Origin of the sequence: Burkholderia sp. Se-20373, assembly GCF_017104705.1 — a bacterium.
Classification (GTDB): Bacteria; Pseudomonadota; Gammaproteobacteria; order Burkholderiales; family Burkholderiaceae; genus Burkholderia.
Genome location: NZ_JAAGPH010000001.1, coordinates 145,080 through 159,188, shown reverse-complemented (window position 1 = coordinate 159,188; position 14,109 = coordinate 145,080). Strand labels below are relative to the sequence as shown.

Annotated in this window: 13 protein-coding genes; 4 read left to right on the top strand and 9 right to left on the bottom strand. The window is 69.9% G+C overall.

Annotated elements, in window-relative coordinates; all coding sequences use genetic code 11:
* The 4 genes from efeB to G3N96_RS00735 form a co-directional block, all read left to right on the top strand.
* The coding region (gene efeB, locus G3N96_RS00750; RefSeq protein WP_206135873.1) for an iron uptake transporter deferrochelatase/peroxidase subunit at positions 1-1,221 on the top strand (1,221 nt) is incomplete at its 5' end.
* Between the two features lie 65 nt (positions 1,222-1,286).
* On the top strand, positions 1,287-2,321 hold the full coding sequence (locus tag G3N96_RS00745) for an iron ABC transporter substrate-binding protein (RefSeq protein ID WP_206135872.1): 1,035 nt from the start codon (positions 1,287-1,289) through the stop codon (positions 2,319-2,321).
* 2 nt (positions 2,322-2,323) lie between these two features.
* A complete protein-coding gene (locus tag G3N96_RS00740) occupies positions 2,324-3,922 on the top strand; it encodes an iron ABC transporter permease (protein ID WP_206135871.1) in 1,599 nt (532 codons plus the stop codon).
* 28 nt (positions 3,923-3,950) lie between these two features.
* Positions 3,951-5,000: an ABC transporter ATP-binding protein gene (locus G3N96_RS00735; protein ID WP_206135870.1), complete on the top strand. Its 1,050-nt coding sequence runs from the start codon at positions 3,951-3,953 to the stop codon at positions 4,998-5,000.
* Positions 5,001-5,066: 66 nt separating this feature from the next.
* Here the strand turns inward: G3N96_RS00735 and G3N96_RS00730 are convergent, their stop codons facing one another.
* The 9 genes from G3N96_RS00730 to G3N96_RS00690 all read right to left on the bottom strand — a co-directional run bounded on the left by G3N96_RS00730 (position 5,067) and on the right by G3N96_RS00690 (position 13,821).
* Complete coding sequence (locus tag G3N96_RS00730; RefSeq protein WP_206135869.1) at positions 5,067-5,582, bottom strand: SRPBCC family protein; 516 nt, start codon at positions 5,580-5,582, stop codon at positions 5,067-5,069.
* 44 nt (positions 5,583-5,626) lie between these two features.
* The gene (locus G3N96_RS00725; protein ID WP_206135868.1) at positions 5,627-6,259 is read right to left on the bottom strand and encodes a DUF1571 domain-containing protein; all 633 of its coding nucleotides are present in this window, start codon (positions 6,257-6,259) and stop codon (positions 5,627-5,629) included.
* Positions 6,256-6,687, bottom strand: coding sequence for a quinol oxidase (locus tag G3N96_RS00720; protein WP_206135867.1), 432 nt, complete (start codon positions 6,685-6,687; stop codon positions 6,256-6,258). The genes G3N96_RS00725 and G3N96_RS00720 overlap by 4 nt, the downstream gene beginning before the upstream one ends.
* Before the next feature lie 31 nt (positions 6,688-6,718).
* Positions 6,719-7,501: an anti-sigma factor gene (locus tag G3N96_RS00715; RefSeq protein ID WP_206135866.1), complete on the bottom strand. Its 783-nt coding sequence runs from the start codon at positions 7,499-7,501 to the stop codon at positions 6,719-6,721.
* A complete protein-coding gene (locus G3N96_RS00710) occupies positions 7,498-8,013 on the bottom strand; it encodes a sigma-70 family RNA polymerase sigma factor (protein ID WP_011351125.1) in 516 nt (171 codons plus the stop codon). The genes G3N96_RS00715 and G3N96_RS00710 overlap by 4 nt, the downstream gene beginning before the upstream one ends.
* Before the next feature lie 27 nt (positions 8,014-8,040).
* Entirely contained in the window at positions 8,041-8,400 is a 360-nt protein-coding gene (locus tag G3N96_RS00705) for a hypothetical protein (protein ID WP_206135865.1), read from the bottom strand.
* A gap of 288 nt (positions 8,401-8,688) precedes the next feature.
* A complete protein-coding gene (locus G3N96_RS00700; protein ID WP_206135864.1) occupies positions 8,689-11,238 on the bottom strand; it encodes a hypothetical protein in 2,550 nt (849 codons plus the stop codon).
* Positions 11,239-11,723: 485 nt separating this feature from the next.
* Positions 11,724-12,968, bottom strand: coding sequence for an FAD-binding oxidoreductase (locus tag G3N96_RS00695; protein ID WP_206135863.1), 1,245 nt, complete (start codon positions 12,966-12,968; stop codon positions 11,724-11,726).
* A 73-nt stretch (positions 12,969-13,041) separates the two neighbouring features.
* On the bottom strand, positions 13,042-13,821 hold the full coding sequence (locus G3N96_RS00690; protein WP_089424638.1) for an ABC transporter substrate-binding protein: 780 nt from the start codon (positions 13,819-13,821) through the stop codon (positions 13,042-13,044).
* Between the last annotated feature and the right edge of the window lie 288 nt (positions 13,822-14,109).

The following is a 14,109-nucleotide window of genomic DNA, read 5'->3' as shown; positions in this document are numbered from 1 at the left end:
GCGGCGGCGTCGATCCCGGCCGCGCAGGCCGCGGATGCCCCCGCCGCCGCACCCGCGCCCGCTTCCTCGCATGACGGCGTCGAGCCGTTCTACGGCAAGCACCAGAGCGGCATCACGACGCCGCAGCAGCGCCACGCGTATTTCGCGGCGCTCGACCTGACGACGGCCCAGCGCGCGGATGTCATCACGCTGCTGAAAACCTGGACCGACGCCGCCGCGCGGATGACACGCGGCGATACCGCGCAACCGCTCGCCACGACGGGCGGCGACGAGGTCGCGCCGGCGGACGGGGGCGACGCGCTCGGCCTCGGCCCCGCGCGCCTGACGATCACGTTCGGCTTCGGCCCCGGCATGTTCGCCCTCGCCGGCAAGGACCGCTACGGCCTCGCGAAGCATCGCCCCGCGGCGCTCGTCGACCTGCCGCGTTTCAACGGCGACCAGTTGCTGCCCGAGAAGACCGGCGGCGACCTGTTCATCCAGGCATGCGCGGACGACGCGCAGGTCGCGTTCCACGCGGTGCGCCAGCTCGTGCGCCTCGGCGCGAAAGCGGCGCAGATGCGCTGGGGCCAGGCCGGCTTCACGTCGGGCAAGCCCGGTGAGACGCCGCGCAACCTGATGGGCTTCAAGGACGGCACGATGAACCCGCCGATGTCCGATCCGGCCGCGATGAACGAATTCGTGTGGGCCGGCAGCGAAGGCCCGGCATGGATGAACGGCGGCACTTACACGGTCGTGCGCCGGATCCGCATCACGCTCGAACACTGGGACAACACGGAGCTCGGCTTCCAGGAACAGGTGGTCGGCCGCCATAAATACAGCGGCGCGCCGCTCGGCCAGAAGCACGAGTTCGAGGCGCTCGACCTCGACGCGGCAGACAAGGACGGCAACCCGGTGATCCCCGACAACGCGCACGCGCGTCTCGCGTCGCCGCAGTTGAACAACGGCGCGCAGATCCTGCGCCGCGCGTACTCGTACAACGACAGCACGAGCTTCTACATCGAGCGCTGGCCGCCGTGGCGCCAGCAGACCGAGTACGACGCGGGGCTGATGTTCGTCGCGCACCAGCGCGACCCGCGCAAGGGCTTCATTCCGATCAACGAGAAGCTCTCGAAGCTGGACATCATGAACCAGTTCACCACGCACGTCGGCAGCGCGATCTTCGCGTGCCCGCCGGGCGCGCAACCCGGTTCGTACATCGGCGCCGCGCTGTTCGAGGCATGACGTCGCGCCACGCCAGCCAACGCACACCTTTCCGGCCCGGCCGGATGCAACCTGCTGAAAACGACATGATCACTTCACCCGTTAGCCGCCCGCTGCGGCACCTGATTTCCGCGGCGGCCGCCGCGCTGATGCTGACCGGCGCGCTGCACGCCACCCGCACGCATGCCGCGACGCTCACGCTGTACAACGCGCAGCACGAGCAAGTCGTGAACCAGCTCGTCAAGGACTTCGAAGCGCAGAGCGGCATCACCGTGAAGGTGCGCTCGGGCGAAGGCCCGGCGCTCGCCGCGCAGATCGTCGCGGAAGGCGACCGCACGCCGGCCGACGTGTACTTCACCGAGAACTCGCCGGAACTCGTGCTGCTCGACCGCAAGGGCCTGTTCGCGAAGACCGACGCCGCCACGCTGCAGTCGGTGCCCGCGCGCTTCAACCCGGCGGACGGCAACTGGGTCGGCGTGCTCGCCCGCGAGAACGTGCTCGTCTACAACACCGCGAAAATCCAGCCGCAGCAGCTGCCCGCTTCGCTGCTCGATCTCGCGAAGCCGGAATGGAAGGGCAAGGTCGGCGTCGCGCCGAGCGACGCGGACTTCCTGCCGCTCGTGAGCGCGGTACTCGCGCTGCACGGCGAAGCCGCGACGCTGCAATGGCTGAAGGGCCTGAAGGCCAACGCGCAGATCTTCGACGACGACGAAGGCGTGACGGCGGCCGTCAACCGCGGCGGCGTGCTGACCGGCATCATCAACAACTACTACTGGGACCGCCTGCACGCCGAGCTCGGCGACAAGTCGACCCGCAGCGCGATCCATCACTTCGGCAAGGGCGACGTCGGCGGGGCCGTCAACGTGTCCGGCGCCGCGGTGCTGAAGGCGTCGAAGCACCAGCCGGAAGCGCAGAAGTTCGTCGCGTATCTCGTCAGCGAGCGCGCGCAGAAACTGATGGCCGGCGGCCACATCAGCTTCGAGTATCCGCTGCATCCGGGCGTCGCACCCGATCCGATCCTGAAGCCGTTCAACGAACTGAGCCCGCCGGCACTGACGTTCGAACAGCTCGGCGACGACAGCCAGGCCGGCAAGCTGCTGCGCCAGGCCGGCCTGCTCTGACCATGAGCGACGCCGTGTCCCGCACGGCACGCAGCGCACGCGACGGCGCGCCCACCGCGACACGGCGCCGCCCGCCACGCGCGCTCGTCGCCGCGGCCGCGTGCGGGCCGCTCGCGATCCTGCTGCCGCTCGGCTTCACGCTGTACCGCGCGGCCACCTTCGGCGTCGACGATGCGATCGAGCTGCTGTGGCGCCCGCTCGTCGGCGAACTGCTGGTCAACACGCTGTCGATCACGCTCGCCGCGACCCTCGCGTGCACGCTGCTCGGCACGGCGCTCGCGTGGTTCATCGAGCGCACCGACCTGCCGGCCCGGCCGTTGTGGACCGCGCTCGCGGCCGCGCCGCTCGCGGTGCCGCCGTTCATCACGAGCTATGCGTGGGTGTCGCTGAGCCTCGACCTGCAGGATTTCCTCGGCGCGCTGATCGTGCTGACCTCCGCGTACTTCCCGCTCGTCTACCTGCCGGTGGCCGCCGCGCTGCGCGAGCTCGATCCCGCGCTGGAAGAAAGCGCGCGCACGCTCGGCTGCTCGCCGTGGCATACCTTCTTTCGCGTCGTGCTGCCGCAGCTGCGCCCCGCGCTGTGCGGCGGGATGCTGCTCGTCGCGCTCGGCGTGCTGTCCGAGTTCGGCGCATTCCAGTTGCTGCGCTTTCGTACGTTCACGACCGAGATCTATGCGGAATACCGCACCGCGTTCGACGGCGGCGGCGCATCGCTGCTCGGCTGCGTGCTGATCGCGCTGTGCCTCCTGTGCCTCGCGATCGAGGCACGCGCTCGCGGCCATGCACGCTACGGTCATACGCACCGCGCCGCGCGCCGCGTCGCGATGCGTTATCCGCTCGGCCGTCTGCGCGGCCCCGTCACCGTCGCGTTCGCCGCGCTCGCTGCCGCGACGCTCGGCGTGCCGCTCGCGATGATCGGCTACTGGCTCACGCAACAGGGCGCGGCCGCCGTCACGCCGGCCGACGTGTCGCCCGAGCTGCTGTGGCAGGCCACGCTCGCATCGTCCGGCTATGGCTTGATGGCCGCAGCCGTCACGACGCTGCTCGCGCTGCCGCTCGCGTTCCTGCTGGTCCGCTATCCCGGCCGCGTCGCGACGCTGCTCGAGCGCACCGCGATGACCGTGCAGGGCGTGCCGGGCATCGTCGTCGCGCTGGCGATCGTGTCGATCACGGTGCGACTGCTGCAGCCGCTCTACCAGAGCGCACCCGCACTCGTCGGCGCCTACGCGATCCTGTTCCTGCCGCTCGCGGTCGTCAGCGTGCGCGCCGCGCTGTCGCACGTGCAGGTCCGGCTCGAGGAAACCGCGCGCTCGCTCGGCCTCGGCTGGCGCGCGACGCTCACGCGCGTGGTGCTGCCGCTCGCGGCGCCCGGCCTCGGCGCGGCCGCGACGATGGTGTTCATCTCGGTCGTGACGGAACTCAACGCGACGCTGCTGCTGTCGCCGATCGGCACCCGCACGCTCGCGACGCAGGTGTGGAGCGATACGGCAACGCTCGCGTTCGCCGCCGCGGCGCCCTATGCGGCGCTGCTCGTCGCGCTGTCGCTCGGCGCATCGGGACTGCTGTTCCTGCTGCTCGGCCGCGCGTCGGTGCGCGACTGAGCGCCGCCCTTTTCCCCCGGAACCGCCCATGAGCGAACTACGCATCCACGGCCTGTCGAAATCGTTCGGAGCGCATACCGTCCTGCACGACATCGACCTCACGGTGCGGCGCGGCTCGCGCCTCGCGCTGCTCGGCCCGTCCGGCAGCGGCAAGACCACCCTGCTGCGCGTGCTGTGCGGCTTCGAGCGCGCCGAGCGCGGCACCGTCGAAATCGATGGCCGCCGCGTGGCCGCACCCGACGTGCACGTGCCGCCCGAGCAGCGCCGGATCGGCTACGTGCCGCAGGAAGGCGCGCTGTTTCCGCATCTGTCGGTGGCCGACAACATCGCGTTCGGGCTGCCGCGCGCGGCGCGGCGGCGCCATCATCGCGTCGACGAACTGCTCGAGATGGTCGGGCTGCCCGCGTCGTATGCGAGCCGCGCGCCGCAGCAGCTGTCCGGCGGACAGCAGCAGCGCGTCGCGCTCGCTCGTGCGCTCGCGCCCGAACCGTCGCTCGTGATCCTCGACGAACCGTTCTCCGCGCTCGACACGTCGCTGCGCCACGAAACGCGCAGCGCGGTTGCCGATGCGCTCGCCGCGGCGGGCGCGACCTCGGTGCTCGTCACGCACGACCAGCCCGAGGCGATGACGCTCGGCGACGAAGTGGCGGTGATGTGGCACGGCCGGCTCGTGCAGACGGCCGCGCCGCAGACGCTGTACCGGCAGCCCGTCACGCGCGACGTCGCGTCGTTCGTCGGGCAGGCGGTGCTGCTCGCCGGCCGCGTGTGCAACATGCGCATCGCCTGCGCGCTCGGCGACCTGCCGCTCGTCGCGCCGCTGCCCGACGGGCCGGCCGATGCGATGCTGCGTCCCGAGCAGATCGGCATCGTGCCGGTCACGCACGGCGACGCGGCGCGCGGCCATACCGCGCGTGTCGAAGCCGCGCAGTTCGCGGGCCAGGACGCCGACGTGCTCGTGCGCCTCGATGCCGATGGCGACGTACGCGTGCGCGCACGCGTGCCGGGACACCGGTGTCCGGCCGTCGGCGAACGTGTCGCATTGGTGGTGGATGGCGCGGTGATGGCGTACGCGCGCTGAGCGGCGCGGGCCGTCGCGACGCGCGTTGACTCGCGTTGACTCGCGTTCACCCGCGTTCACCCGCGTTCAGGCATCGGCGCAGCCCGCATCCGACACCGGCCGGAAGGTCCGGCCCTCCGTCTCGACCGTCGCGCCCAGCAGCCGCGCGAGCCCCTTCGCGCCTTCGCGCATCACGACGTCGTGGTTCCATCGGAACAGCGGGCGACCGAACGGCTCCAGCCGATTCATCCAGCGCACGTGCGTGCGGATGTGCCAGTCGTAGCGCACGATCGTACGTGCGCCGTCGGCGACGAACGACCAGCATCCGTCGCCTTCGATCGCGCCGCTCGCGCAGCCTTCGAGTGCATGCGGCGGCTCGACGCGTCGCACACGCATGTCGAAGGTCAACCGGTACGGCAGCGCGCCCTTCCACGTGTAACAGTGCAGCGCGCCGACGCCGCGCGCGTCGCCCGGCTCGATCTCGACGGTGCGCACGGCGCCCTTCCACCAGTCGGGCCAGCGGTCGACCTGGTAGATCGCGTCCCACACCACCGCAAGCGGCGCGTCCACGCGCCAGGTCGTCGAGAACCGGTATTCCGCCATGCAGCCTCCGGCATGCCCGTCACGGGCATGAGTCAGCGCACCGCTCAGGGCGCGAAGAAGCGTTCGGGAAACGTGACATCGATTTCGATATCGTCGAGCGTCACGGTTTCGAGCGGCACGTCGTCATCGTCCGCGAAGCTGACGACCTTCAGCGGAAAGCCGTCCTCGGTATCGAGCCACAGCCGGTAGCGATGCACGCCGTCGACCATATGCGCGGGCGCGCCCGTGACCGACACGCGCAGCGCGGTCCGGCCGCCGACGGCCTCCTCGCCTTCGGTCACCGTCGCGCCGCCTTCCTGCAGCGCATGGACGTTGCGCAGCAGCTCGCCGACGTCCGACCGGTCGACCCGGTGGCCGCTGCGGTCGCGCACGAGCGGATTGGACGGCGACAGCGTCAGCGCGGGCGGCGCATGCACGCCGAACGGACGCAGCCGCACCTTGCCGTCGCCGGGATCGTACGCGAGCACCGCGCCGTGATGCGGCGACACGAAATCCATCCGGACGAAACCCGGTTTCAGGTATGCGTAATGGATCTCGGTGTGCGCGCCGCCGCGCGCGGACGAGCGGATCGTCGCGCGGTACGAGCGGACGTGGTCGAAATGCGCCTGCGCAACGGTCACGGGATCGGCGGTCATGCTCGCTCCTATCAGGCTCGCGGCCAGCAACGCGGCGATCACGGCGCCGCCTCGACATCGAGCACGCCTTCCATCCCGCGCTCGCGATGGCTCCTGAAAAACAGCAGCCGATGCGAGCAATAGTAGGCGAACCGGCCCGGCTGCGTCGGCGTGAAGCGAAACGTCTTCGGCGTGGTGCCGAGCGCGGTGCGCACCGCGATGCCGGCCCGCGGCGCATCGATTTCGAAGCTGTGCGGCACCGGGCCGGGCTCGGCCGACACGGTCAGCTCGACCGGCACGTGCGCCCGCACGATCACGTGGTTCGGTCGGAAGAAATAGCTGCCGCCGACGATCGCCACCCGTTGCACGCCGTCGGCGTCGACCGGCACGCGCAGCGGCGCGTCACCGTCCGCCTGCGCAAGCGCCGTGCCCACGGCGAGCGCCGCGAGCACCAGCATCGGCACGCGCCGCATCGTCATCGTCGTCTTCATCACCCGCTCCCTGCCGGCGGCGCCACGCGCGTTACCCCTTCCACGCGTCGGTCGGGCCGCCTAGCGCGCCGCACGCGTCGATCGCGAGTTCGCGCAGGCGCCGTTCGTCGCCCTGGCCGGACAATGCGTAGCCCATCCCGCGATCCGACCAGAAATACGTATAGCGGCCGCCGGCCGACATCGCCTGCGGCGCGAGGCGTCGTGCGTCGTAGGCCGTCATGTACAGCGTCACGCGCGCGCCGTCCGCGCGCTGGTACATGAGTTGCGCGGCCGGCCCCGCTTCGCCGGGGAGCAGCCGGCCGCCGAGCAGCACGTAGCCGTATTCGTCGAGCGACGGCGCGCGCACGGGCCGCCCGACACGCGTGGACAGCCACGCGACGAGACGTTCGGGGTCGCCCGCCCCGACCTCGACCGGATGTTCGCGGTCGGCCGCATACGTCGCGTACGCGACATCCGCGCGCGCGGCGAACGCCGGTTCGCTGCCGAACGTCACCCAGCCCACATGCAGCGCGACGCCGATCAGCAGCCCGGCCGCGAGCCCCGCGAATGCATAGGCGATCGCGCGCCAACGCGGCGCACGGCGCTGCACGAACAGCGCGGGCGCAGCGCCCGGCAGCGGGAACAGCGCCTGCAGCGCGTCGCGCTGCGCGCGGTAATGCGCGAATCGTTCGGCTTCCTGCGGATCGGCCAGCACGCGCTCGAGCACCTCGCGACGCTCTTGCCCGGACAGCTCGCCGTCCAGCAGCGCGGACAGCAGTTGCGCCGACGCATCGTCGTCCCGCTCGTTCGAAGGCTTGTGCGGATCGTCCATCATGTCTTCCCGATCACTCGTAGTGAAGCCGTGCCGTGCGCAGACGGCTCGTCCGACAGCAGCGCGCGCATCTGCCCGCGTGCCCGTGCGAGCCGCGACATCACCGTGCCCACCGGGACGCCGAGCACCTCCGCGGCATCGCGATAGCTCAATTCCTCGAGCGCGACCAGCAGCAGCACCTCGCGCTGTTCGACCGGCAACCGGTACAGCGCACGCTGCACGTCGCGCAGCACCAAGCCGCCGATTTCGCCTGCCGGCGCGGCCATCGTCTGCCACGGCGCCGTCGCATCGTCGACCGCGATCTCGTGGCGCGCGCGCAACTGGTCGATGAAGCGGTGCCGCAGCAGTGTCAGCAGCCATGCGCGCAGGTTGCCGCAGTCGCGCGGCGGGCGGTTCAGCGCACGCTCGAGCGTGTCCTGCACGAGATCGTCCGCCCAGGCCCGGTCGCCCGTCAGCGCACGCGCATAGCGCGTGAGATGCGGCAACCACACCAGCAGATCCGATTCGTAGCTCATCAGGATGCCTCGCGCACCGCCGTGCGGTCACGGACGTGCGACGTGCCACATGCCGCCGATCCCGTCGCCGCCCGCGTCGCCGGGCTTGCGATCCTGCTTCCAGCGGTACAGCGGGTGCCCGCGGTACGCCCATTGCTTGCTGCCGTCGTCGCGCGCGACGAGACTCAGCGCACCCACTGGCTTGTCGTACGCGTCAGCGCGCGCAGGCGGCCAGTTGGCCGCGCACGCGCTGTCGCACGCGCTTTTGCCGGGCGCATCGCGATCGAACACGTACAGCGTCATGTGATCTTCGTCGACGAGCTTTCCGTCGCCGGCACGGGGTGGTTCCGCGGCGGCCGGCCGCACGATTGACGCGGTCAGCGCGGCGGCGACGAGTATCCGTTTCATGCCCTTTCTCCTTGACACGGCATCGCGACACGGCGGCACCGGCCGGGACGATCGGCTTCGTCACGACCATTATCCCGCCGGTCGGTGCTGCCGGAATTCGGTAGGTAAACGGATGGAGGCGACCGGTTATTCCACGCCGGCCGGCGAGCGTCGCTGGCGGCGGCCATTCGTGCGACGAAAGAAAAAGGGGCACCAAAAGACAACGCGGCATGACATCGCTGTCATGCCGCGTGGCGCGGCCCGTTGCGCACGGCGGCCGATCCGGCTCCGCCGTGCGTGCGCGGGAAGTTACTTCGGCAGTGCGCCCGTCAGCGACTGGAGCAGCGACGACACCGGTGCGAGCGGGTTGCCCGGCGCGCTGTTGCCCGAGTGCGGCGTGACCGACAGGCCCGGCGCGGAGCCGAGTGCCGTACCCACCGTCGTGCCGACCGCGTTGACGACCGTTGCCGTCGCGTTGGCGCCCGTCGACAGCAGCGAACCGACTGCGCCCGCCGTGCCGCCGGCCGCGTTCGCGCCCGAGCCGAGCAGGCTGCCGCCCGCCGCTGCCGTCGAGCCAGCCGCGCCCGACAGCGCGCCGGCCGCCTGTCCGAGGGCCACCGGACCGTTCGCGAGTGCGCCCGTCACCGAACCGAGCGCACCGGTCAGTGCGCCTGCCGGGTTGCTGCCGCCCGTCAGGCCGCTCACGAGGTTCGTGATCGGGGCGATCGGGTTGTTGCCCGCCGCACCCGACAACGTGCCGACGACCTGGTTCACGACGCCTTGCACCGGCGCCAGCGGGTTCGAGCCGCCGAGGTTGCCGAGTGCGCCCACGACGGAGCCGACCGCGTTACCCAATGCGTTCGTGGCCGTGCCGACCGCGTTGTTGTTGCTGAGCGTGCCGACGACCTGGTTCACGACGCCCTGCACCGGCGCCAGCGGGTTCGAGCCGCCGAGGTTGCCGAGTGCGCCCGTCACCGAGCCGAGTGCGCCGGTCAGCGCGCCGGCTGCGTTGCCACCCGTCGGCAGCGCGTTCTGCAGGCCGTTGACGAGGTTCGTGATCGGCGCGATCGGGCTGCCGCCACCGGCGCCGGACAGCGTGCCGACGACCTGGTTCACGACGCCTTGCACCGGCGCCAGCGGATTCGAGCCGCCGAGCGCACCCGTCACCGAGTTCAGCGCGTTCGTCAGCCCGCCGGCCGGATCGTTACCGAGCGTGCCCGCGAGTTGCGTGACGACACCTTGCACCGGCGCCAGCGGGCTCCCCGCGCCACCCACGTTGCCGAGCGTGCCCGTGATCGTGTTGACCGCGTTGCTCAATGCGCCGGCCGGGTTGCCGCTGCCGAGCGTACCCGTGACCTGATCGACGACGCTCTGGATCGGCGCCAGCGGGTTCGAACCGCCGCCGATGCCGCCCAGTGCGCCCGTCACTTGGTTCACCACGCCTTGGACCGGCGCCAGCGGGTTCGAGCCACCGCCAATGCCGCCCAGTGCACCCGTGACCGTGCCGAGTGCGCCCGTCAGTGCGCCGGCCGGGTTGCCGCTGCCGAGTGCGCCCGTCACTTGATTCACGACACCTTGAACCGGCGCCAGCGGGTTCGAGCCGCCGCCGATACCGCCCAGTGCACCCGTCACCGTGCCGAGTGCGCCCGTCAGTGCGCCGGCCGGGTTGCCGCTGCCCAGTGCGCCCGTCACTTGGTTCACGACACCTTGTACCGGCGCCAACGGGCTCGACCCGCCACCGATACCACCCAGTGCACCCGTGACCGTGCCAAGCGCACCCGTCAACGCACCAGCCGGGTTACCGCCACCGAGCGCGCCCGTCACTTGATTCACGACACCTTGTACCGGTGCCAGCGGGTTCGAACCGCCGCCGATACCGCCCAGTGCCCCCGTGACCGTGCCGAGTGCGCCCGTCAGTGCGCCGGCCGGGTTGCCGCCGCCCAGTGCGCCCGTCACTTGGTTCACCACGCCTTGGACCGGCGCCAGCGGGTTCGAACCGCCGCCGATACCGCCCAGTGCACCCGTCACCGTGCCAAGTGCACCGGTCAGTGCGCCTGCCGGGTTGCCGCTACCCAGCGCGCCCGTCACTTGATTCACGACACCTTGTACCGGCGCCAACGGGCTCGACCCGCCACCGATACCACCCAGTGCACCCGTGACCGTGCCAAGCGCACCCGTCAACGCACCAGCCGGGTTGCCGCCACCGAGCGCGCCCGTCACTTGATTCACGACACCTTGAACCGGCGCCAGCGGGCTCGACCCGCCGCCGATACCACCCAGTGCACCCGTGACCGTGCCAAGCGCACCCGTCAACGCACCAGCCGGGTTGCCGCCACCGAGCGCGCCCGTCACTTGATTCACGACACCTTGAACCGGCGCCAGCGGGTTCGACCCACCGCCGACATTACCCAGTGCCCCCGTTACCGTGCCAACCGCATTGCTCAGCGTCCCCGTCGCCGTATTCAGCGCACCGGTCAACGCACCTGCCGGGTTGCCGCCGCTCAGCGCGCCCGTCACCTGATTCAGCACGCCCTGGACCGGCGCAAGCGGCTGTACCGTGCCGCCGCCACCGCCGAGTGCGCCCGTCACCGCCCCGACGGCGCCCGACAGTACCTGGCCGGGGTCGCCAAGCGACGTCTGGATCGCGCCCGCCCCGCCTGCCGCCACGGTGACCGAGCCCAGCGGCGACGTACCCGTCGCGACCAACCCGACCGACACGCTGTTCGTCGGCGGGTTGACGATCACTTGCGGAATCGGCAGCGCATCAAGGGCCCCCGCCATCGCGGAACCCGAAGCCAGTACCCCGAACACCGTCGCGACCGACAGCGCTACACCCGTCAATTTCAAATTGTGTCCCATCTTTATTTTCCCCATCTCGGTTGGCACAACGTTGATAAAGCATGGGGACGGATTGCACGAAGTGTGCCAATTCAAAAAAAGAGGATTGATTCGTCTGCCTAATGACTGGCAATAACGCTTTTTTAATCGATTTCAGACGAAATCCACGGCCTTGGCGCCGCAATCATCTGACGAAAAAGGCCGACGGAACGCGGATGTAACGTAACGTTTGCGAGCCCCGTGGTAACGTGTTCCGGTACATTACGCGTAACACCGGAACACCCACTGCGACAGCGTGCGTCACCGTCGCGAGCAACTGCCCATTACGCATTTCAGCAATATGAAAATGCATTGATAAATCGCCGATTTGCTGATTTTCTTTATTTCGCGATTATCTTTCTTGCCGATTACGCAGATCATTTCCGATTGCGTGATTTCCGATAATTCGGATAGCAGACTGAAACATTGTAAAGGCCGGCACGCGCGACGCGGCGCGCGCCGCCGGATCAGCCGAAGCGCGCGGGCCGGTACGGATGGGGATCGATATAGGTCGGCGCGCCTGTCATCATTTCGGCGAGCAGGCGTCCGCTTGCGGGACCCAGCGTGAGCCCGTGGTGACAATGGCCGAACGCGAACCACAGGTGGCGATGGCGCGGCGCGGGCCCGATCACCGGGCGCATGTCGGGCGTGCACGGCCGCATCCCGAGCCACGGCTCGGGATCGAGCCGCTCGCCGATGCCGAACGCGTCGCGCGCCAGCGGCTCGGCGCGCGCGAGCTGCACGCCGGTCGGCGGTGCGCCGCGCAGCGCGATCTCGACGCCGGTGGTGAGCCGCAGGCGGCCGCCTTCCATCGGCGCGACGACGAAACCTGCCTCGGTATCGCACACGGGCACGTTCAGCGGCGCGCGGGTCGGCCGGTAGTGCATGTGATAGCCGCGCTTCGCGCGCAGCGGAATCCGGTAGCCGAGCGGCTCGAAGACGTGATCGGACCACGGCCCGAGCGCCACCACGGCCGAGCGCGCCGAAATCGGCCCGTGCTCGGTACCGACCTGCCAGCCGTCATCCACCTGCACGAGCGTCCTGGCATCGCCGAGCGCGAACGTGCCGCCGTCGCGCTCGAACAGCCGCGCGTACGCCTTGGTCAGCCCGCCCGGGCTCGACACGGTCTTCGGGTCCTGCCAGTGGAATGCGCCGCAGAACGCGTCGCCGATACCGGGCTCGCACGCCCGCAACGCACGTGCGTCGAGCACGGTCATCCGCAGCCCGTGCGCGTCGGCCACGCGCTGCTGCGCGCGCGTTTCCGCATCGAACAGCGCGGGCGAACGGAACGCCTCGATCCACCCGCCGTCGTGCACGAGCGGCTGCGCATCGGTGCGCGCGAGCAGCGCGTCGTGCTCCACGACGCTCGCCGCGACGAGCGGCAACAGGTCGCGCGCGGCGGCCGCGAGCCGCTGCGGCGACGATTCGCGCCAGAAGCGCGCGAGCCAGCCCGCATACGCGGGCAGCGCGCGGTAGTCCCAGTAGAGATCGACCGAGCGGTTGCGCGCATAGCGCAGCAGCGTGCCGAGCCGGCGCGGAAACGCGTACGGCACGACCGACGAGCGCTCGATCAGCCCCGCATTGCCGTGGCTCGTTTCCTCGCCGGGCGCGCGCCGGTCGACGAGCGCGACGCGCAGCCCGCGATCCTGCAGATGCAGCGCCGACGACACGCCGACGATGCCGGCCCCCAGAACGATGACGTCGAAATCCATGGTTCCCCGTACTGCGTCGAGATTCGATGCGACACGCGCCGGCGCGGCGGCCGGCGCACGGCGGTGATGACGATTACTTCGAGACGATGTCGCGCTTGAAGTACTTCTGCGACAACGCGCTGAGCGTGCCGTCCTTCTTCAGCGCATCGAGCGCGCCGACGATCTTCGCCTGCAGCGCCTTGTCGTTCTTGCGCATCCCGAAGCCCGTGCCTTCGCCGAGCGTCGCCGGATCCTTCAGCGGCTCGCCGACGATCTGGTAATCGCGGCCGGCCGGCTTGTCGAGGAAACCGTCCTGCGCGGTCTGCGCTTCCTGCACGGCCGCGTCGAGACGACCGGCGACGAGGTCCGCATAGATCTGGTCCTGATCCTGGTACGACACGACGGCCACGCCCGCGTTGGCCCAGTGCGCCTTCAGGAAATCCTCCTGCGACGAGCCCTGCAGCACGCCGACGTGCTTGCCGCGCAGGCTCGCGACGTCGGGCCGCAACGGCGAACCGTGCTTCGCGATCATCACGATCGGCACCACGTAGATCGCCGGCGTGAAGTCGATGCTCTGCCGACGCTTCGACGTGATGTTCATCGCCGAATTGATCGCGTCGAACTTGCGCGCCTGCAGCGCCGGAATCAGGCCGTCGAACGCATTCTCGACCCACACGCATTTCATGTTCAGCTTCGCGCACACCGCGTTGCCGATGTCGACGTCGAAGCCCTGCAACTGGCCGGCCGGCGTCTTGCTCTCGAACGGCGGATAGGCAGCTTCGATGCCGAAGCGCAACGTGGTCTGTTCCGCATGGGCCGTGACGGCCGCGCAGGCAAGCGCCGCAGCGGCGCAAAGGGAGAGCTTCCAGTTCATGACGGTCCTTCCGTTCCGGATTGAGGCGATGAAGATCGGTACACGACGGCTCGGGCCGGGCCGGAGGCCGGATCGGCATTCGAACCAGCCAGCCGCCACGCGGCGACATATCGTGTCCTGCACGCGAAATATAGACTCAAAGTCTACTATAGACTACAGGGGATACGAGAATCGTGCCCCGATACGCGACGTCGAAAATTCGACACTCATCCCTAACTCCCTTGATTTACCTGATATTTTTCCGAACCCCGCGACGGCACGGCATCTCGAAAAGAAAAATTCTCCCGA